This window comes from Alterinioella sp. B-7, assembly GCF_056857775.1.
Genome location: NZ_JBSXNT010000023.1, coordinates 149,629 through 169,013 on the forward strand (window position 1 = coordinate 149,629; position 19,385 = coordinate 169,013).

23 protein-coding genes and 1 tRNA gene are annotated in these 19,385 nt (G+C 65.8%); 17 read left to right on the forward strand and 7 right to left on the reverse strand.

Going from position 1 to position 19,385, the window contains the following annotated elements; translation table 11 throughout:
- Positions 1 to 77 precede the first annotated feature (77 nt).
- The 4 genes from ihfA to AC13C7_RS04500 all read left to right on the forward strand — a co-directional run bounded on the left by ihfA (position 78) and on the right by AC13C7_RS04500 (position 2,402).
- A complete protein-coding gene (ihfA, locus tag AC13C7_RS04485) occupies positions 78 to 380 on the forward strand; it encodes an integration host factor subunit alpha (protein WP_482866725.1) in 303 nt (100 codons plus the stop codon).
- Positions 381 to 388: 8 nt separating this feature from the next.
- Positions 389 to 1,105: a MerR family transcriptional regulator gene (locus AC13C7_RS04490; RefSeq protein WP_482866726.1), complete on the forward strand. Its 717-nt coding sequence runs from the start codon at positions 389 to 391 to the stop codon at positions 1,103 to 1,105.
- A gap of 80 nt (positions 1,106 to 1,185) precedes the next feature.
- Positions 1,186 to 1,262: transfer RNA gene (locus AC13C7_RS04495), tRNA-Pro, on the forward strand.
- Between the two features lie 57 nt (positions 1,263 to 1,319).
- Positions 1,320 to 2,402, forward strand: a complete 1,083-nt coding sequence (locus AC13C7_RS04500; protein ID WP_482866727.1) for a 2'-deoxycytidine 5'-triphosphate deaminase — start codon at positions 1,320 to 1,322, stop codon at positions 2,400 to 2,402.
- 74 nt (positions 2,403 to 2,476) lie between these two features.
- Here the strand turns inward: AC13C7_RS04500 and AC13C7_RS04505 are convergent, their stop codons facing one another.
- Positions 2,477 to 3,676, reverse strand: a complete 1,200-nt coding sequence (locus tag AC13C7_RS04505) for a class I SAM-dependent methyltransferase (RefSeq protein ID WP_172319357.1) — start codon at positions 3,674 to 3,676, stop codon at positions 2,477 to 2,479.
- Positions 3,673 to 4,476: a heme-dependent oxidative N-demethylase family protein gene (locus AC13C7_RS04510; RefSeq protein ID WP_235952648.1), complete on the reverse strand. Its 804-nt coding sequence runs from the start codon at positions 4,474 to 4,476 to the stop codon at positions 3,673 to 3,675. The genes AC13C7_RS04505 and AC13C7_RS04510 overlap by 4 nt, the downstream gene beginning before the upstream one ends.
- Positions 4,477 to 4,555: 79 nt before the next feature.
- Here AC13C7_RS04510 and dddP point away from each other — a divergent pair, with 79 nt between their 5' ends.
- The 3 genes from dddP (at position 4,556) to AC13C7_RS04525 (ending at position 7,581) form a co-directional block, all read left to right on the forward strand.
- Positions 4,556 to 5,884, forward strand: a complete 1,329-nt coding sequence (gene dddP / locus AC13C7_RS04515) for a dimethylsulfonioproprionate lyase DddP (RefSeq protein ID WP_482866728.1) — start codon at positions 4,556 to 4,558, stop codon at positions 5,882 to 5,884.
- Between the two features lie 164 nt (positions 5,885 to 6,048).
- Entirely contained in the window at positions 6,049 to 7,260 is a 1,212-nt protein-coding gene (locus tag AC13C7_RS04520; protein WP_482866729.1) for a bifunctional alpha/beta hydrolase/OsmC family protein, read from the forward strand.
- 72 nt (positions 7,261 to 7,332) lie between these two features.
- Positions 7,333 to 7,581, forward strand: coding sequence for a DUF6455 family protein (locus AC13C7_RS04525; RefSeq protein WP_446170210.1), 249 nt, complete (start codon positions 7,333 to 7,335; stop codon positions 7,579 to 7,581).
- Here AC13C7_RS04525 and AC13C7_RS04530 read toward each other — a convergent pair.
- Positions 7,578 to 8,039, reverse strand: coding sequence for an Lrp/AsnC family transcriptional regulator (locus AC13C7_RS04530; RefSeq protein WP_172319361.1), 462 nt, complete (start codon positions 8,037 to 8,039; stop codon positions 7,578 to 7,580). The genes AC13C7_RS04525 and AC13C7_RS04530 overlap by 4 nt on opposite strands.
- Positions 8,040 to 8,177: 138 nt before the next feature.
- On the opposite strand from AC13C7_RS04530, the gene cysG reads away from it, so the two are divergent.
- The 6 genes from cysG to AC13C7_RS04560 all read left to right on the forward strand — a co-directional run bounded on the left by cysG (position 8,178) and on the right by AC13C7_RS04560 (position 13,604).
- Positions 8,178 to 9,578, forward strand: coding sequence for a siroheme synthase CysG (gene cysG / locus AC13C7_RS04535; RefSeq protein WP_482866730.1), 1,401 nt, complete (start codon positions 8,178 to 8,180; stop codon positions 9,576 to 9,578).
- Positions 9,568 to 9,867, forward strand: a complete 300-nt coding sequence (locus AC13C7_RS04540) for a DUF2849 domain-containing protein (RefSeq protein ID WP_172319363.1) — start codon at positions 9,568 to 9,570, stop codon at positions 9,865 to 9,867. Before cysG ends, AC13C7_RS04540 begins: the two co-directional genes overlap by 11 nt.
- A gap of 4 nt (positions 9,868 to 9,871) precedes the next feature.
- Positions 9,872 to 11,536, forward strand: a complete 1,665-nt coding sequence (locus AC13C7_RS04545; protein WP_482866731.1) for a nitrite/sulfite reductase — start codon at positions 9,872 to 9,874, stop codon at positions 11,534 to 11,536.
- Positions 11,526 to 12,275: a phosphoadenylyl-sulfate reductase gene (locus tag AC13C7_RS04550; protein ID WP_328700487.1), complete on the forward strand. Its 750-nt coding sequence runs from the start codon at positions 11,526 to 11,528 to the stop codon at positions 12,273 to 12,275. The genes AC13C7_RS04545 and AC13C7_RS04550 overlap by 11 nt, the downstream gene beginning before the upstream one ends.
- An 11-nt stretch (positions 12,276 to 12,286) precedes the next feature.
- The gene (locus AC13C7_RS04555; protein ID WP_172319366.1) at positions 12,287 to 12,682 is read left to right on the forward strand and encodes a DUF934 domain-containing protein; all 396 of its coding nucleotides are present in this window, start codon (positions 12,287 to 12,289) and stop codon (positions 12,680 to 12,682) included.
- Between the two features lie 73 nt (positions 12,683 to 12,755).
- A complete protein-coding gene (locus tag AC13C7_RS04560; protein WP_172319367.1) occupies positions 12,756 to 13,604 on the forward strand; it encodes a ferredoxin--NADP reductase in 849 nt (282 codons plus the stop codon).
- 186 nt (positions 13,605 to 13,790) lie between these two features.
- On the opposite strand, the gene AC13C7_RS04565 is transcribed toward AC13C7_RS04560, so the two are convergent.
- The gene (locus tag AC13C7_RS04565; RefSeq protein WP_172319368.1) at positions 13,791 to 14,099 is read right to left on the reverse strand and encodes an EthD family reductase; all 309 of its coding nucleotides are present in this window, start codon (positions 14,097 to 14,099) and stop codon (positions 13,791 to 13,793) included.
- A 215-nt stretch (positions 14,100 to 14,314) separates the two neighbouring features.
- A complete protein-coding gene (gene infC, locus AC13C7_RS04570) occupies positions 14,315 to 14,857 on the reverse strand; it encodes a translation initiation factor IF-3 (protein ID WP_172319462.1) in 543 nt (180 codons plus the stop codon).
- A 194-nt stretch (positions 14,858 to 15,051) separates the two neighbouring features.
- Here infC and AC13C7_RS04575 point away from each other — a divergent pair, with 194 nt between their 5' ends.
- The 4 genes from AC13C7_RS04575 to AC13C7_RS04590 all read left to right on the forward strand — a co-directional run bounded on the left by AC13C7_RS04575 (position 15,052) and on the right by AC13C7_RS04590 (position 18,213).
- A complete protein-coding gene (locus tag AC13C7_RS04575; protein WP_482866732.1) occupies positions 15,052 to 15,795 on the forward strand; it encodes a hypothetical protein in 744 nt (247 codons plus the stop codon).
- Between the two features lie 171 nt (positions 15,796 to 15,966).
- Positions 15,967 to 16,674, forward strand: a complete 708-nt coding sequence (locus AC13C7_RS04580) for an ABC transporter permease (RefSeq protein ID WP_172319371.1) — start codon at positions 15,967 to 15,969, stop codon at positions 16,672 to 16,674.
- On the forward strand, positions 16,667 to 17,416 hold the full coding sequence (locus AC13C7_RS04585) for an ABC transporter ATP-binding protein (RefSeq protein WP_482866733.1): 750 nt from the start codon (positions 16,667 to 16,669) through the stop codon (positions 17,414 to 17,416). The genes AC13C7_RS04580 and AC13C7_RS04585 overlap by 8 nt, the downstream gene beginning before the upstream one ends.
- Positions 17,413 to 18,213, forward strand: coding sequence for an ABC transporter substrate-binding protein (locus AC13C7_RS04590; RefSeq protein ID WP_172319373.1), 801 nt, complete (start codon positions 17,413 to 17,415; stop codon positions 18,211 to 18,213). Before AC13C7_RS04585 ends, AC13C7_RS04590 begins: the two co-directional genes overlap by 4 nt.
- A 66-nt stretch (positions 18,214 to 18,279) precedes the next feature.
- Here AC13C7_RS04590 and AC13C7_RS04595 read toward each other — a convergent pair whose 3' ends face one another.
- Together AC13C7_RS04595 and AC13C7_RS04600 are read right to left on the reverse strand one after the other, a co-directional pair.
- Complete coding sequence (locus AC13C7_RS04595; RefSeq protein ID WP_328700488.1) at positions 18,280 to 18,825, reverse strand: sugar O-acetyltransferase; 546 nt, start codon at positions 18,823 to 18,825, stop codon at positions 18,280 to 18,282.
- Between the two features lie 78 nt (positions 18,826 to 18,903).
- Entirely contained in the window at positions 18,904 to 19,299 is a 396-nt protein-coding gene (locus AC13C7_RS04600) for a hypothetical protein (RefSeq protein WP_172319375.1), read from the reverse strand.
- Positions 19,300 to 19,385: the final 86 nt, after the last annotated feature.

A 19,385-nucleotide genomic window follows, 5' to 3' on the forward strand; every position in this document is an offset into this window, starting at 1 on the left:
GCCCGCCAAGCCCTTGATATTGACTTGGGAAACTGCAAGGCGCAGGATGCGCGTGAAACTGCGGGGGATCAAGTGACATGGCCGGTAAGACACTGACACGAATGGACCTGAGCGAAGCGGTGTTCCGCGAGGTCGGTCTGTCGCGCAACGAAAGCGCGCAACTGGTCGAAAGGGTGCTGGAACTGATGTCCGACAGCCTGGTCGATGACGCACAGGTCAAGATATCCTCCTTCGGCACGTTTTCCGTCCGCTCCAAGACCGCGCGGGTGGGCCGCAACCCGAAAACGGGCGAAGAGGCCCCGATTCCGCCGCGCCGGGTGCTGACCTTCCGCCCCTCGCACCTGATGAAGGACCGTGTCGCCTCGGGCAACAAACGGTAGACGGGGCGATGGCGTCGAAATCGCCCCAGGCGTTCCGCACCATCCGCGAAGTTGCCGACTGGCTTGAGGTCGAGGCCCATGTGCTGCGGTTCTGGGAAAGCAAGTTCAGCCAGATCAAACCCGTGAAACGCGCCGGTGGCAGGCGCTATTACCGCCCCGCCGACATGCGGCTGGTGGGCGGCATCAAGCATTTGCTGCACGACCAGGGCCTGACCATTCGCGGCGTGCAGAAGCTGATCCGCGAGGAAGGCGTGGCCCATGTCTCGGACCTCTCGCCCGCGCTGGACGACGATTTGCAGGGCGATCTGGTCGAGGCCGAAAGCACGGAGCCGGTCGAGGCGGATGCGCCCGCCGGCGGCTTCTTCGACGTGACCGCGATGGCGGGCGAGGAGGCGCAGCCCGAGGAGCGCGCCGAGGGTGAGGGCCCCACGGAAACCGAGGCCGCGCCGGAGGACCACGCGGCAGGGCCGGAGGAGGACTCGCAGAGCCCCGAACCGGCCCCGGAAGAGGCGCCCGAACCGGACCCCGCCCCGATCAAGGTCGCCGCACAGCCCGACCCCGCTACTGACAGCCCTCCCGACTCCCCAACCCCGCTCACCGACCTGCACACCCTGATCACCCAGGCCGGGCCGCTCTCCGCCGATCAATCCGCCGCCCTCGCCCCGCATCTCGCCCGGCTGGAGGCTTTGGCCGACCGGCTCACCGCCCGCAGCCGCGTCGGTTAGGGCGAAACCGGTCCCTTGTCGAAAAATCCCTCCCTTTCCTGCTTGCACCGCGCGGCAAATTCGCTAGAACCGCACGCAGTCGGGCTATGGCGCAGCCTGGTAGCGCGTCCGTCTGGGGGACGGAAGGTCGCAGGTTCGAGTCCTGCTAGCCCGACCAACCTGAAAACCGCCCCTGCCCTGACCGGCGCGGGCGGTTTTCACGTCCTTGGAGCATATGATGGCCCCTGATCTGCCCCAACGCGGCGTCCTGCCCGACCACGCCATCGAGGCGATGACGCAAGCGGGCCAGATCCGGCCCGACCGCCCCTATGCCGAGACCCAGGTGCAACCCGCCAGCCTCGACCTGAGGCTTGGCACGCAGGCCTACCGCGTGCGCGCGTCCTTCCTGGCCGGGGCCGGGAACACGGTCGCCGACCGGCTGGCCGAGTTCACCATGCACGAGGTGGACCTGACGCATGGCGCGGTGCTGGAAAAGGGCTGCGTCTACCTGGTGCCGCTGATGGAGGCGCTCAGCCTTCCCGGCACGATCAGCGCGGTGGCGAACGCGAAGAGCTCCACCGGCAGGCTGGATCTGCTGACCCGCACCATCACCGATCGCGGCACCGAGTTCGACCGCATCCCGGCAGGCTATGAGGGTCGTCTTTACGCCGAAATTTGCCCGCGCAGCTTTTCCGTGCTCGTGCGCCCCGGAATGCGCCTGAACCAGATCCGGTTCCGCGACGGGCAGGCCGTGCTCAGCGATGCCGAGTTGAAGGCGCGCCATGCCGAAACGCCGTTGGTGTCGGGCAAAGCGGTGATCAGTGACGGGCTCGGCTTTTCCGTCGATCTCAGCCCCGGCCCCGGTGGCCTCGTGGGCTTCCGCGCCAAGCCGCACACGGGCGTGATCGACCTGGACAATATCGGGCATTACGCACCGGCCGAGTTCTGGGAGCGGCTGGAAACGACGGAAGGCCGCATCATCCTCGACCCCGGTGCCTTCTACATCCTGGTCAGCCAGGAGGCGGTGACGATCCCGCCCGATTGCGCCGCCGAGATGGCGCCCTACCTGGCCATGGTGGGCGAGTTCCGGGTGCATTACGCGGGCTTCTTCGACCCCGGTTTCGGCCACGGCGTGCCTGCGCGCGGGGTGCTTGAGGTGCGCTGCCACGAGGCGCCCTTCGTGCTGGAACACGGGCAGGTGGTGGGCCGCCTGGTCTATGAACGCATGGCCGCCCTGCCCCGCACGCTCTATGGGGCGGATCTGGCGTCGAATTACCAGGGCCAGGGGCTGAAACTCTCCAAGCATTTCCGGTCCTGACGCCGGAGGCCGAAATTTCTTGCTTCAAGAAATTTCCAGCCCGAAAATTTTTCCGGAAAAACATTCGGGCGGCGTCAGCGCAAAAGCGTCGAGTAGAACAGCAGCCCGTAGCGGCAGAGCACCTCGGACACCCCGTTCCACAATGCCGAGAACGCGATCGGGTCCAGCCGTTCGGCCTGCGCGATCTCGGCCAATGTCCTGCGCCCGTTGATGTGCCGCAAAAGACCGGCGGCAGCGGCGGAGACCGGCACCTCGATCTTCTCATCGCCCAGGTTGATCGGCAGCACGCCCTCCTTGGCGATGGCAGCGGCCAGTTTCGCCGGTTGCACGCCCTTGAGATGCGGCACGGACCCAGGCGTCGGCTTGGCCACGCGCCCCTCTGCCGTTGCTTTCGGTGCGGCATAGGCCACGTGCAGCCGGATCGTGCCGCGCAGCTTTTCGGCCAGTTCCATCCGCGTCAGCTCATCCAGCCCGACCAGCATCCGCCGATCCGGCAAAAGCGGCGCGGGGTCATAGGCATGGGCCTGCGGCAGGCCGGTGATCGCGAGGCCGGCCGCTTCGAACGCGTCGGAAAGATCGCGGATCGTGAACGCCCGGTCCTGGCTGTGCAGGAGCAGATCGTAGAACCCCGCATCGCTGGCCTTGTGGTCGCTGACATGCGGGTTGCGTTTGAAGGGATGACCCTCGGGCAGGCGCTGGAAGATCGCCCTGGCATCGCGCAGCCGGTCCCTGGGCGGGCCTTGCAGAAGCGTGCCGAACGCCTCCTGCAAGGGATAGACGCCCGCGCGGCCATAGGGCGCGTAGACCATGACCCCCATGCCGCCCTGCGGTTTCAGCGCGCCCGCCAGCGCGTCGAAGCCTTCCTGCGGGTCTGGCAGATGGTGCAGCACGCCGCAGCAGTCGATATAGTCGAAGGGGCCATGATCCCCTGCCTCCAGGAGCGACCCGGTAACGAAATTGATGCCTGACAGCCCGCGCGCCTCGGCCCGCGCCTCGGCGATCCCGCGCGCCGAGGTCGAGAGGTCGAGATAGGTGATCTCGTAGGGTTTTCCGGCACTTGTCAGGATCTGCGCCATCTGGATCAGCGCGTCGCCCGTGCCACCCCCCGCGACCAAGGCGCGGAAGGGCTGCGACCAGTCACGCTTGCCCGCAAAGACGAAATGGTCGATCTCCAGCGGATGCGAAGGCGACCCGGTGATCAGGCGCCTGGCCTCGTCCTTCGGGTCGCGTTCCGGGTAGGGATAGGCGTCGTACTGGTCCTCGATCAGGCTCACGCGCCCACCCCCACCTTGTCGATCGGATGGGCGGCAAGCCCCTCGCGCTGGTCCTCGGTCAGATCGTCCCAGGCCACGACCCAGGTGTGAATGGAAAACACCACGGCGCGGGTTTCCGGCAGGCGCAGCAGGCTTTGCCGTTCCGAGCGCAGGAAGGGCGATTGGCCCTTCGGCTGCACCCGCCGGTCGGCATGGCGGCGCGGCTGGTGCAGGGCGGGGTCGGCATAGAGCAGCGCATTGGCACGCCAGAGCGGGCGGTCGGGATGCAGCGCGTCAAAGAGGCGCTGAACGCGCGCGGCAAGGTGGCCTTCGTATTCCGGCACGGGGTCGTGGATCGCGGTCAGCGGGCGGCCCAGTTTCTCGGACAGGCTCCAACTGGCGGGAAAGCACAGGACGGCCCCGGTCAGGACATGCTCATCGGCACACTCGGCCTGGTCCAGCACGCAGAGATCCTCCTGCACCAGCCGCCCCGCGACCAGCAACGGATGATCGGAGTCGCGCGCGACCGTCACGCCATCGGGGCGCGTCACCTTCCCCGCGCCGACCTCGTAGCCCGACCCCAGACGGGTCAGGATCAGCGCCAGAAGCTCCTCGGCGGCCGCCTCCTCGCCGCCCATTGTCGCGAAGACCTCCTCGCGGCGGTCCTTCAGCAGCCGGTCGCGCAGGGCCATCTGCGGGCCGAACGCCTCATCCATCACCAGCCAATCGGCCATGTCGAGCGGCTGGATCCCCGGCAGACGCCGCGTGGCGGGCTGCATCCACGGCGCGTGCGGCAGGCTCTTCTGGCAGATATGTTCCAAATTCGACCCCCATGATGCCGCAATCCCGCAAGCGCGCCCTGCCCCCGGACCTTCAGTCTGTCGCCAGGGAGGCCCCGCGATGAATGAAGCCTATCGCCCGCTCGTGCGCAAGATCGACCCATCCAAGGGCAGTCATCTGCCCGATGGCACGCTGAATGACAATGACCGGATGGAGATCGGGCCGACGCCGTTGGCATATGCCGAGTTTGCGGCCGCGGGCCTGCGCCTCCCCGACCTGCCCATGATGCGCCGCTATCGCCTGAACCGGCTGACCGAAAAGCTGATCGAGCGGGACTATGGCGGCCTCCTGGTCTTCGACCCGCTGAACATCCGCTACGCCACCGATTCGACCAATATGCAGCTTTGGAACACGCATAACCCGTTCCGCGCCTGCCTGGTTCTGCCCGATGGCTACATGGTGCTGTGGGATTACAAGAACGCGCCCTTCCTTTCGGGCCACAACCCGCTGGTGCGCGAGGTGCGGGCCGGCGCGGACCTCTTTTACTTCGACCGGGGCGACAAGCTGGACGTGGCCGCCGATGCCTTCGCCCGCGACGTGGCCGACCTGATGGCCCGACACGCGCCGGGCCTGCGCCGCCTGGCCGTCGACAAGCCGATGCTGCACGGGCTGCGCGCGCTGGAGGCGCAAGGGCTGGAGGTCATGGCGGGCGAGGAGGTCACGGAAAAGGCCCGCTCCATCAAGGGCCCCGACGAAATCCTGGCGATGCGCTGCGCCATGCTGGCCTGCGAGGCGTCGATGGCCGAGATGCAGGCCGCGACGCAACCGGGGCTTACCGAGGACGCGATCTGGGCCGAGCTGCACCGCGCCAATATCGCGCGCGGCGGCGAATGGATCGAGACGCGCCTTCTGACCACCGGGCCGCGCACCAACCCGTGGTTCCAGGAATGCGGGCCAAGGGTGCTGCAAAACAACGAAATTCTCGCCTTCGACACCGACCTGATCGGCTGTTACGGCATCTGCGCCGACATCTCGCGCACCTGGTGGATCGGCGACCTGCCCCCGCGCCCCGACATGATCCACGCGATGCGCCACGCGCATGAGCACATCATGACCAATATGGAGATGCTGAAACCCGGCGTCGGGTTGGAGGAATTGACGGCAAGAACCCATGTTCTGGAGCCACAGTACCAGAGGCTCAAATATGGCTGCCTGATGCACGGTGTCGGGCTCTGCGATGAATGGCCCCTTGTGGCCTATCCCGACCACGCGGTGAAGGGCGCGTTCGATTACGTGCTGGAACCGGGCATGACGCTATGCGTCGAGGCGCTGGTCAGCCCCGAGGGGGGCGATTTCTCGATCAAGCTGGAGGATCAGGTGCTGATCACCGAGGATGGCTATGAGAACCTGACGCGGTATCCGTTCGATCCGGCGCTGATGGGGGCATGACGCCGGAAAAATCTTCCAGAAGATTTTTCGGCGCGGGAAGAATTCTCGGGCGAAATTCATTCGCCACCCGCCCACGCCGCAACACGCCCGCGTGATCGGGGTTGCGGCGCGGGGGCCGCGGCCACATTCTCTTGAGGCACCGCCCCCCGCGCAAGGAACGGCCCATGCCCACCGAAAAATTCACCTTCCCCGGCCATGACGGCATCGAGCTGGCCGCGCGGCTGGACCTGCCCGACGGTCCGCACCTGGCCACGGCGCTGATGGCGCATTGCTTCACCTGCGGCAAGGATATCGCGGCGTCCCGGCGCATCGCGGCGCGGCTGGCGGGAATGGGCATCGCGGTGCTGCGGTTCGATTTTACCGGGCTCGGCCATTCGCAGGGCGAGTTCGAGAACACCTCGTTCTCCTCCAACGTCGCCGACCTGCACGCCGCCGCCAGCGCCCTGGCCGAGCGTGACATGGCCCCCGACCTCATTATCGGCCATTCGCTTGGCGGCGCGGCGGTGCTGCGCGCGGCCCCTGATATGGACAGTGTCAAGGCCGTCATCACCATCGCCGCCCCCTTCGACCCCGGCCATGTGACGCATAATTTCGGCGACGCGCTGGAACGGATCGAGGCCGACGGCTCCAGCGAGGTCATGCTTGGCGGGCGCAAGATCACGATCGGCAAGGGCTTTGTCGAGGATGTCCGCGCGGAAAAGCTTGCCCCGGCCATCGCCAACCTGCACAGGGCGCTTCTGGTGCTGCACGCCCCCCGCGACGCGCTGGTCGGGATCGAGAATGCCACCCGGATCTTCACCGCCGCGAAACACCCGAAAAGCTTTGTCACTCTGGATGACGCCGATCATCTGATCAGCCATCCCGACGATGCCGAATACGCCGCCGAGGTGATCGCGGCCTGGGCCGGCAAGTATATCGACCTGCGCCCGCCCGCGCCGCCCATCGGCGCGCCTGAAGGCGTGACCCGCGTGACCGAGGCCGACCCCGACGGCTTCCGCCAGGACGTGCAGGCCGGCCCCTTCCACCATGCCGTCGCGGATGAGCCGCGCGCCTATGGCGGCACCAACCAGGGCTTTACCCCCTACCAGTTCCTCGCCGCCGGTCTTGGCGCCTGCACCTCGATGACGATCCGCATGTATGCGCGGCGCAAGGACTGGCCCCTGACCGGCGTGTCCGTCGATGTGACGCATGACAAGGTTCACGCCCAGGATGCCAGCGGGCGCGGCGACAAGATCGACACCTTCACACGGCGCATCACGCTGGAGGGCGACCTCGACGCAAGCCAGCGCAAGCGCCTGTTGGAGATCGCCAACAAATGCCCGGTCCACCGGACGCTCGAATCAGGCGCTGCGGTCAGGACCGAGCTGGTGGGCTGACTTGACATAAATCAAGGCGCGCAATTCTGGCTGGCCCATCATGACCTTGCGTAAACCAGAAAGGACCGCGCCATGGGCCTGCTCTCCAAGCTCGATACTTCCGCGACCCTCGTTCAGGACATGGCCGGACGGCTCGATGTCGATCTCGAAGGCTCGCTGTTCAGGGACGTCGAAACCGGCGCCTACCAGTTCCGCAACATGATCCTGTCCTGCACCGCCTGTTCCGATCAGGAAGGCTGCCGCAAGCTGTTGGATGAAAACGACAAACTGGACGCGGCACCGGAGTATTGCCGTAACGGCCACCTGCTGAAGCGCGGCTAGATCGGCAACATCGTCGTCGACTTGATCTGCTCCATCGAGAGCAGGGCGGTGACGTTGTAGATGCGCACCTCTGAGATCAGCGCCTGGTAGAACACGTCATAGGCGCGCGCATTGGCCACGCGCACCTTGAGGATATAGTCGATATCACCCGCCAGCCTGTGCGCCTCCATCACCTCGGGTCGCGCTTGCAGGGTGGCAAGAAATTTCTGCTGCCATTCCGCCTCATGTTCCGACGTGCGGATGAGGACGAAGAAACACGCCTCCAGCCCCAGGGCCTCGGCATCCAGCAGCACCGTCTGCTGGCCGATGATCCCCGCTTCGCGCATTTTCTTGATCCGGGTCCACACCGGCGTCTTGGACGAGCCCACCTTCTTGGCAATTTCATCCAGCGATTGGCCTGCATCCGCTTGCAGGGCTTGAAGGATCTTCCGATCCAGCGCGTCGATCTGAACAGACATTTGGCAAACTTCCCATGGATGGAACGGCAAACGGGTTTCGACCCTCCATAGCGAACAAATGTCCTTATCAGCAAGCCCATCTGGCCAAAAACCGGGAAAATATCCTATGTTTGGGGCAGGAACTTGGAACAGGCTAATATGAAACATTTCCCGATCTTTCTGGCCATGGAGGGCCAAAAGCTGGTGCTGTCGGGCGGCGGGGACGCCGCGCTGGCCAAGCTGCGCCTGCTGATGAAGACCGAGGCGCGGATCGAGGTCTTCACGGCAGATCCCGCGCCCGAGATCGTGACCTGGGCCGGGGAAGACCGCCTCAACCTCACGGCCCGCGCGCTTCAACCCGGTGACGTGGCCGGGGCTGTCCTCTTCTATGCCGCCGATGAGGATGCGCGCGAGGATGCCCGCACCAGTGCCATCGCACGGGCCGAGGGCGCGCTGGTCAATATCGTGGACAACCTTGCCGACAGCCAGTTCATCACCCCCGCCATCGTCGATCGCGACCCGGTGACGGTCGCCATCGGGACCGAGGGCGCGGCCCCGGTGCTGGCGCGCGCCATCAAGCGCGACCTGGAGGAGCGTCTGCCGGTGACCCTGGGCGCGCTGACCCGGATCGGCAAACGGTTTCGCCGCGCCGCCGAGGCGCTGCCCTTTGGCCGCAAACGCCGCGATTTCTGGGCCGATTACTATTTCGCCACCGGCCCCCGCGCGCTGGCCGAGGACGGCCCGCAAGGGGCGGAAGAGGCGCTGAATACGCTCCTCGACACGCACCTGAACGCGGCCCCGCGGGCAGGCCATGTCGCCCTTGTGGGTGCAGGCCCCAGCGATCCGGAACTGCTGACCCTCAAGGCCCGCCGCGCGCTGGATGAGGCCGATGTCATCATCCATGACCGCCTGATCGCGCCCGAAATCCTGGAGCTTGCCCGGCGCGAGGCCACGCTGATCGACGTCGGCAAGGAGGGTTTCGGCCCCTCCACCGACCAGACCAGGATCGCCGCCCTCATGATCCGACACGCCAGAACCGGCGCGCAGGTCGTGCGGCTGAAATCCGGCGATCCCGCGATCTATGGCCGGTTGGACGAGGAATTGACCGCATTGGACGCGGCAGGCGTCGGTTGGTCCATCATCCCCGGCCTCACCGCCGCCTCGGCCGCTGCCGCCAGCATCGGGCAGAGCCTGACGCAGCGCGGGCGCAATTCCAGCCTGCGCATCCTGACGGGCCACGACACGAAAGGCTTCGCCGAGCAGGATTGGGCCGCGCTGGCCCGCCCCGGCACCGCTGCCGCCATCTACATGGCCAAGCGCGGTGCGCGGTTCCTGCAAGGGCGCTTGCTGATGCACGGGGCGTCGCCGCAAACCCCCGTCACCATTGTCGAAAACGCCTCGCGCGCCGATCAGACCGTGCTGCAATCCTGTCTGGCCACGCTGGCCGCCGACCTTGACCGGGCCGAGATGTCCGGCCCCGCCATCCTTCTCTACGGCCTCGCCCCGCGCGCGGCCCTTGCCGAAATCCCTCAAGTCCCGGAGGCTGCACATGGCCCGTAATTTCACGCCCAAAGTCGTCACCGCAAACCACCTGCTGGAGGGCGATGTCGTCTACCTGACCGTCGATGACCGCTGGACCCGCCGCATCGAGGAGGCCGAACTGCTGGAGGACGAGGCCCATGCCACGATCCGCCTGCTTGATGCCGAGCGGCAGGCAGCAGAGATCGTCGGGGCCTATCTGGCCGATGCCAAGCGCGGGCCTCATGGTCCCACGCCCACGCATTTCCGCGAGGTGTTCCGCACCCAAGGCCCCTCCAACTACGCCCATGGCAAACAGGCGGAGCTGTAAACTCATGTATGAATACAATGACTTCGACCACGCGTTCCTGGCAGAGCGCAATGCCCAGTTTCGCGCCCAGGTCGAGCGCCGGATCGACGGCAGCCTGACCGAGGATGAGTTCAAGCCGCTCAGGCTGATGAACGGGCTCTACCTGCAACTGCACGCCTACATGCTGCGCGTGGCGATCCCCTATGGCACGCTCAATTCGGCCCAGATGGACCGCATGGCCCATGTCGCCCAGACCTGGGACAAGGGCTATGGCCATTTCACCACGCGCCAGAACATCCAATATAACTGGCCGAAACTGCGCGACGTGCCGGACATGCTGGACAGCCTGGCAGAGGTCGGTATTCACGCCATCCAGACCAGCGGCAACACCATCCGCAACGTCACCGCCGACCATTTCGCGGGCGCGGCAGCCGATGAGATCGCCGATCCGAGGCCCCTGGCCGAGCTGCTGCGGCAATGGTCGACCGATCACCCCGAATTCCAGTTCATGCCGCGCAAGTTCAAGATCGCCATCACCGGCGCCCCCAATGACCGCGCGGTGACGGCGGCGCATGACCTCGCCCTGCGGATTGTCGAGCGTGACGGGCAGATCGGCTACCAGGTCTGGGTTGGCGGCGGGCTTGGCCGCACGCCCATGATCGGCAAGGTGCTGGCCGATTTCGTGACGCTCGATGACCTTCTGCCCTACCTGGAGGCCACGGTCGCGGTCTGGAACGTGATCGGGCGCCGCGACAACAAGTTCAAGGCGCGCATCAAGATCCTGGTGCATGAGTTCGGGCTGGAGAACCTGCGCGAGGAGGTCGAGAAGGAGTTCGCGCTGCGCAAGACCCAGTTCGATGCCGGGCAGACCAGCATCCTGTTGGACGAGATCAGCAGGCACTTCGCCCCGCCCGCGTTTGAAACCGCCGGATCCGAGCCGTTCGATGCGGCTTACCAGGTTGATCCGGTCTTCCGCTCCTGGGTCGATACCAACCTGACCGCGCATCGCGCCGAGGGCTATGCCATCGTCAGTGTGTCCCTGAAAAAACAGGGCGCGACACCGGGCGATGCGACGGCGGACCAGATGCGGGTGCTGGCCGGGATCGCGCGCGAATTCGGCCATGATGAGCTGCGCATTTCCCATGAGCAGAACGTGATCCTGCCCCATATCCACAAGCGCCACCTGCCGCAGATCCACGCGCGCCTGAAATCCGCTGATCTCGCCACCGCCAATATCGGGCTGATCTCGGACATCATCGCCTGCCCCGGCATGGATTACTGCGCGCTGGCGACGGCCCGTTCCATCCCCGTCGCGCAGGAGATCGCGACGCGGTTCGACGCGCTGAAGCTGGAGCATGATATCGGCCCGCTCAAGATCAAGATCTCGGGCTGCATCAATGCCTGCGGGCATCATCACGTGGGTCATATCGGCATTCTCGGCCTCGACCGCGCGGGCGTGGAAAACTACCAGATCACGCTTGGCGGCGACGGCACCGAGGATGCGGTGATCGGCACCCGGACAGGGCCCGGTTTCGCCTATGACCAGATCGTGCCCGCGATCGAGCGTATCGTGCAGGCCTATCTGGACCTGCGCGAAAGCCGCAATGAGACCTTCCTCGACGCCTACAAACGCGTCGGCATGGAGCCGTTCAAATCGGCGCTTTATCCGGAGGCCCAACGTGCCGCTTGATGCCACCCTCACCGACCTCACAGAATGGGTCGCGGGCCTCAACGCCCGCTACAAGCACCATTCCGCCACGGCGGTGATGGAGCGGGCGCTCAGCGATTCCGATCTGGGGCGGATCGCGCTGGTCTCGTCTTTCGGGGCGGAATCTGTGGTGCTCTTGCACATGGTTTCGGTGATCGACAAGGCCACGCCGGTCCTGTTCGTGGACACGAATATGCTGTTTGCGGAAACGCTGACCTACCAGCAGGAGGTGAGCCAACACCTGGGCCTGACGGATGTGCGCACCATCCATGCCAGCCAGATCGCCACCATCGCGGGCGACCCCGACGGCACCTTGCATGAGCGCGATACCGATGCCTGCTGCAGCCTGCGCAAGGTGGCCCCGATGGAGGCCGCCCTCGCCCCTTTCGACAGCTGGATCACGGGCCGCAAACGGTTCCAGTCCGGCAGCCGCGCAAGCCTGGAATTCTTCGAGACCGAAGGCCAGAAACGCATCAAGATCAATCCCTTGGCGCATTGGGCGCCCGAGGATGTGCGCGATTACATGATCAACAACCGCCTGCCGCGTCACCCGCTTGTGGCGAAGGGCTACCCCTCGATCGGCTGCGCGCCCTGCACCGCGAAAGTGGCCCCCGGCGAGGATCCCCGATCCGGCCGCTGGAAGGGGCAGGACAAGGAAGAATGCGGCATCCATTTCATCGACGGGCGCATGGTGCGTGGGCCCCTGAAACAAGCCTCCTGAAGGAACCCGATATGAAAGACCTGATCACCGAAACCGCCGCCCTCGAGGCCGTTCTCGTCACCGATGCGGGCTTTGCGCCCGCTCCCGCCGAGGATGCGCTCGACATCGCGCCCGACGCCGATCTCGACGCGCTGGACCTTGCCACCCCCGCGATTCGCGTCGATTTCGCCAGCTTCGCCGACGGGCGCGGCTTCACCATTGCGCGGCGGCTGCGCCTGAGGGGCTATACCGGGCGGCTTGTTGCCTCCGGTCATGTCCTCGCCGACCAATACGCGATGGCGCGCCGGTCGGGCTTCGATGCGGTGCAGATCAACGCCGACCTCGCCGCGCGCCAGCCCGAGGATCAGTGGCTTGCGCGCGCCGACTGGCAGGCGCATGACCACCGGGCGCGGCTGCGCGCCGCCTGAACGCCCCCTTTTCCTTACCCAGATCAACGTCTAGTTAGAAGGACGACCCCATTGCGGGGCCGCATGTATTCCGATGACCGAGCAATCCCCCGTGACCCAGACCAGCGCCGTCAAAGTGCCCACCCTGCCCGATGCCCAGACCGTCACCGAGGTCACGCATTACACCGACCGGCTGTTTTCCTTCCGGGTGACACGGCCCGCATCGCTGCGCTTTCGCTCGGGCGAATTCGTGATGATCGGCCTGATGGGCGATGTGAACCCGAAGACCGGCAAGCAGAAGCCGCTGCTGCGCGCCTATTCCATCGCCTCGCCCTCCTGGGACGAGGAGCTGGAATTCTACTCGATCAAGGTGCAGGACGGCCCGCTGACCTCGCGGCTCCAGCATATCCAGCCGGGCGACGAGATCATCCTGCGCCCCAAACCCGTCGGCACGTTGGTCCATGACGCGCTGCTGCCCGGCAAGCGGCTCTGGTTCTTCGCCACCGGCACCGGATTCGCGCCCTTCGCCAGCCTCCTGCGCGAGCCGCAGACCTACGAGGATTACGACGAGGTCATCATCACCCATACCTGCCGCGAGGCGGGCGAGTTGACCTATGGCCGCGAGATCATCGAAAGCCTCAAGACGGATGAGCTGCTCAATGACGTGATCGGCGAGGGGTTCTGGAAGAAGATCAAGTACTACCCGACAACGACGCGCGAAGAGAGTGCCAGGATGGGCCGGATCACCGACCTGATGCGCTCGGGTCAGGCCTTTGTCGATCTGGGTGTCGAACCGCTCAATGCCGAGACCGACCGCGCGATGATCTGCGGCAACCTCGCCTTCAACCTGGAATTGAAGGAGATGCTGGAGGAATACGGGCTTGAGGAAGGCGCCAATTCCAAGCCCGCGCAATATGTGGTGGAAAAGGCGTTCCTGGATTGAACGTCCAATCGGGGTCGCGGTGAATTTGCGGTCCTGATCAGGTCATTACGCCCTTCCGAAAATGCGACGGGGATCGCGAGAGATACAGCGCATTCCAGACGCTATCACGTTGCTGAAATTGTCGCTGGAACCGGCCCCCGCCAGTCAGGTTGGATCCAGCTCATTCCCTTCGGCAGGCCAGTGCCGCTACCCTTGAACTTCGCCAATCAGCATTTGCGGTTGCCCGCTGTAGAAGTTGGGAATATCAGCCAGGGCAGGCCCCGCGGCACCCATAGCGGAGTCCAGCGCGGCTTGATCCCTGAACGTCATTGTCGCAATTGCGTGGAACCCCGCGGGGACATCCGGACCGCCTGCCAATCCCTTGATAATCATTACATTCTCGATATGTGGCCCCATATGCTGGTCGACAATCGGCATATGCTTACCGGCATAGTAAGCGTGATCAAACGTGGTGCCGTTGTCCGTCGGATAGAGAACTTGCAGTGAAACTGTCATTTTGAAATCCTTTGGGCCGTCCAGAATTGGACGATCCTTAGGACGTTAGGGTCACATATTGCCGATAGCCAGCCAATTCGGCCGACCTTGATCTGGCAGCGCATCAAGAGCCGTGCGACAAAAGAAAAGAGGCGCGCCCGGGTGGCGCGCCCCTTTTTTGTCTTCATCCTGCACCCGAAGTCTCCCGACTTTCCGTGCAACAGCAAGTGGAAAGCTTACTTCGTCGGCCCGATCATCATCACCATCTGACGGCCTTCCATCTTCGGCATGTTCTCGATCTTGCCGACCTCCTTGACGTCCTCGGCCACCCGCTCAAGCAATTCGCGGCCCAGGTTCTGGTGCGCCATCTCGCGCCCGCGGAAACGCAGGGTCACCTTGACCTTGTCGCCACCTTCCAGGAACCGCAGCACGTTGCGCATCTTGACGTCATAGTCATGCGTATCGGTATTGGGGCGGAACTTGACTTCCTTGACGTCGATCGTCTTTTGCTTCTTGCGCGCCTCGCTCTCGCGTTTCTGCTGTTCGTATTTGAACTTGCCGAAATCCATGATCTTGCACACGGGCGGATTGGCATTGGGCGAGATCTCGACCAGGTCCAGGCCCGCCTCGGCGGCCATGTCCATGGCGCGTTCGGGGCTGACCACCCCGACATTGTCACCGTCTGCGCCAATAAGGCGGATTTCTGCGGCCCGGATGCGTTCATTGACGCGGGGGCCGGTGTCGCGCGTTGGCGGCGCGTTATGGGGTCTGCGGGCTATCGGCGAATTCCTTCTGTTGCCACTGTTCTCGTCTGATTGAAATTAACCTTGCCCCTCTGACGGTTCAAGGCGAATCCCCGCCTGTTTTGCCAATGTTTGGCGATTGTTGGCCGGGATGGCGTTGCACTACCCCATCAGGCGGCGTATTTGAAGGAGAGAAACAAAAAACAGCATTTCAAGACTGGAGAACCCCCATGTCCCGCGCGTTGATCATCATCATTGCCCTGGCCGCCATCGGCGCCATCGGCTATTTCATGAGCCCGCTGAGCCAGGAGACCGCAGAGGAACCCGCCCCCGCCGAAGAGGTGATGGAAGACACCACCGAGGCGGCCGCGGAAGCGGAAGCCGAAGCTGCCGCCGCCGAGGAAGCCGCTGCCGAAGCGGAAGCCGCCGCTGCCGAAGAAGCCGCAGCCGCTGAAGAGGCCGCCGCCGCAGAAGAGGCCGCCGCCGCAGAAGCCGCAGCCGAAGAGGCCGCTGCAGCCGCAGAGGCAGAGGCCGCTGAAGCTGCCGAAGCCGTCGAAGAGGCCGCCGAGGCCGCAGCGGAGGGCACCGAAGAGGCCGTCGACGCCACGGCCGAAACCGCAGTCGAGGCCGCCGAAGCGGCGGAAGAACCCGCAACCGAGGCCGCAGAAGCCGCAGGCGAAGCTGCCCAGGCTGTCGGCGAGGCTGCGACGGAAGCCGCCGAGGTCGTCACCGACACGGTCGAGGAGGCTGTTGACGCGGCAACCGGCACCGAAACCGCCGAGACGCCCGACCCCGCGCAGGTCCTGACCGTCGACGGGTTCGAGCCCGACGCGGCGCTGCAACTGGTCAACGAGGCCGATGGCCTCTCCGATGTCTCCCGCGTCGCCCTGCGCGCCGCCATCGAACAGGCCCGCAACAATCCCGGCATGGTCGATGAGGTCGTGGCCCGCCTGCAAAACGCGCTCGGCAACTGACGCGCGCCCGCCAAGGGCTGACAGATCGACGCCCCCGGATCACTTCCGGGGGCGTCTTTCGTTTGAGAGACCTGGCAGGACCGGCATTTCGCAGCCCGATCCCACCTGGTCGCTTTCGGGGCTTCCCTCCTGGCAGTTCTCGCGCCAATTTGGGCCGAGAGGACCCCGCCCATGCCCACGCTTTCCGACAGCTTCCTGACCGCGCTCGGCCTCATCGTCTCGGGCGATGCCGACCTGATCGAGATCGTCGCCCTGTCGCTGCGCGTCTCGCTGACCGCCGTTCTGCTGGCGGCGCTGATCGGGCTGCCGCTCGGCGCGGTGCTGGCGGTGGTCCGCTTTCCCGGTCGCGGGCTGCTGATCGTGGTGGTCAACGCGCTGATGGGGCTGCCGCCGGTGGTGGTGGGGCTTGTGGTCTACCTGACCTTCTCAGCCTCCGGCCCGCTTGGCGTGCTGGAGTTCCTCTACACCCCCGCCGCCATGATCGTGGCGCAGACCGTGCTGGTCACGCCGATCATCGCGGCGCTGGCGCGCTCTACCCTCGCCGATCTGCTTGGCGAATATGACGAGACGCTGCGCGTTCTGGGGGCAAACCGCTTCGATGTCGTGGCAACCCTGCTTTGGGACGGACGGTTTTCGCTGGCCACGGCGCTGCTGGCCGGGCTTGGTCGGGCGCTGGCCGAGGTTGGCGCGGTGATGCTGGTCGGCGGCAATATCGACCATGTCACGCGGGTGATGACCACGGCCATCGCGCTGGAGACATCGCGCGGCGCGCTGCCGCTGGCGCTCGGGCTCGGCATCGTGCTGCTTTTGATCACGCTGGTGCTGAATGCCGTGGTCCTGGGCGTCCGCAACCGGATGGAGGCGCATGCGCATGCCTGATCCCACCCCGCGCGTCATCCCGTTCCAGCCACCCCGTCCCGCCGACCCGCCCGCATTGCGCATCGAGGGGCTTTGCCTCAGCCGCTCCGGCGCGGCGCTTTTGAACGGGGTCGAGATGACGCTGTCGCCCGGAGGTGTCACCGCGCTTCTGGGGCCGAACGGGGCCGGGAAATCGCTGCTCCTGCGGGTCATCGCGGGGCTGATCGCGCCGGACGCGGGCCGGGTGATCGTGCCGCGCGCCATGCAGGGACGGATCGGGCTGGTGCTGCAACGCCCCGTGCTTCTGCGCCGCTCGGTCGCGGCCAACCTGCGCCATGCCCTCGCGCTGGCCCGTGTCCCGCGCCGGGACCGCGCGCCCCGCGTGGGGGAATTGCTGGCGCTCGGCAACCTGGAGGCGCTGGCCGACCGGCCCGCCCGCAGGCTCTCGGGCGGCGAACAGCAACGCCTCGCCATCATCCGGGCGCTGGCCGCCAATCCGCTGCTCCTGATGCTGGACGAACCGACCGCCCATCTCGACCCGCAGGCGACCCATGCCATCGAGGCGCTGGTCGCCCGCGTCACCGAGGGCGGCACCAAGGTCATCCTCGTCACCCATGACACCGGTCAGGTCCAGCGCCTGGCGGATGAGGTCGCGTTCCTGCACCAGGGGCGCTGCCACGAAATCGCCGGGAAATCCGCCTTCCTGACCCATCCCGAAAGTGCTGCCGCGCGTGCCTACCTGACCGGAAAGCTGTTGCTATGAGTATCTTGCGTGCCGCCCTCCTGACCCTTGCCGCCACCCCGGCCCTCGCCAACGACCCCGTCGTGCTGGTGCAATCCACCACGTCGACGCAGAACTCCGGCCTCTACGCCCATATCCTGCCGGTCGCGTCCGAGGCGCTCGGCCTCGATATCCGCGTCGTGGCGGTCGGCACCGGCCAGGCGCTCGGCAATGCGCAGCGCTGCGATGGCGACATGCTGATCACTCATGCCCGCGCGGCGGAGGAAGCCTTCGTCGCCGCAGGCTACGGCACGGCGCGCCATGACCTAATGTATAATGACTTCGTCATCGTGGGGCCGTCGGATGATCCTGCCGGTGTCGCCGGGGCCGACAGCGCGACCGAGGCGCTCTCCCGCATCGCCGCTGCCGAGTCCCCCTTCGCCAGCCGTGGTGATGACAGCGGCACGCATCAGAAGGAGTTGAACCTCTGGGACGGCATCGCCGATGTCGCCGCGGCCTCGGGCGGGTGGTATCGTGAGACCGGCTCGGGCATGGGGGCGACGCTGAACCTCGCCGTGGGCATGGGGGCCTACACGCTGACCGACCGCGCCACCTGGCTGGCCTTCGAGAACCGGGGCGATCACGTGATCCTGAACCAGGGCGACCCGGCGCTGTTCAACCAATATGGCGTCATCCCCGTGAACCCCGCGCATTGCCCGAATGTGAACGCGGAGGGCGCGCGGGCCTTCACCGACTGGCTGCTGGAGGATGGCCAGGCGGTGATCGCGGGTTTCATGCTGGACGGAGAGCAGTTGTTCTTCCCCAACGCGGGCGACTGAGCGCGGGGAAGAATTTTCCTTCAAAATTCTTCGGGCCCGAAAAATCTTGGCACAAGATTTTTCTCCCTATCCGATGGCGCGCGCCGGGATGCCGATGACGGTCGCGCCGGGGGCCACGTCCCGCGTCACCACGCTGCCCGCGCCCACGATCGCGCCCGCGCCGACGCGCACCCCCGGCATCACGATCGCGCGCCCGCCGATCCAGGCTCCGGGGCCGATGCTGACGGGATGCGCGCGCTCCTGTCCCGCCATGCGTTTCGCGGCGTCCTTGTGGTGTTCGGCGCAATAGATCTGCACCCCCGGCCCGATCATCACATCATCGCCGATCTCGACCCGCCCCGAGTCCAGCACCGTGCAGCCCGCGTTCAGGTAGACCCGGTCGCCGAGGTGGATATTCATCCCGTAGGAGCAATGAAACGGCGCTTCGACAAAGACATCCCGACCGATCCTGGCAAAGAGCGCGGCCAATTCCGGCGCCATGCCCCCGCGCGCATCGGGCGCGGTCGTGTTATGGGCATGAACCGCGCGGCGGGCGCGCTGGCGCAGGGCCTCCAGCCCGTCATCGAGGCATGAGTACCAGTCCCCCGCCGCCATCCTGTCCTGCTCGGACATGCCCATCCCCTTGAAACGAAACGACCGGCATGGAGAGGGTCTCCTCCACGCCGGTCCAATCTCGCGGTTCGATCCGCCTTACTTGTTGCCAGTCGGCGGATTGGTCGGCAATGCGGGCGCGAAGGTGCCGTTGATGCGGTCGATCATCGTCTGCACCGTCTCCAGCCTCGTGCCGTTCTCGACCAGCGAATAACCCGTCACCGTCGCCACGACCGAGCCGTCATGCTCCGAGCAGACAATGGCCACCTGGGTGATCCCCGGCGGCACGTCGAAGCCGTAGATGGAATAGCTGCCCTCGCCGGTATCGGGCGTGCCGCCGTTCTCGCGGAAATGCGCGTCGAGCGAGTTTCGCGCGGTGTCCATGCACTCGGCCTCGGAGTTGAATCCGGTCACGTAGCCCGAGGAAAACCCTTCCGCCGAGGCGGCAAACGGGGCCAGGGCAACGGCGACAAGCGGTAGGAAAATGCGGTTCATGATATGATCTCCTTGGTTTCAATCTCCGGACGCGGGGGCAGGCCGGAGCGCCTGAACGAATGCGCGAATCGCGCCTGTCGCAGATC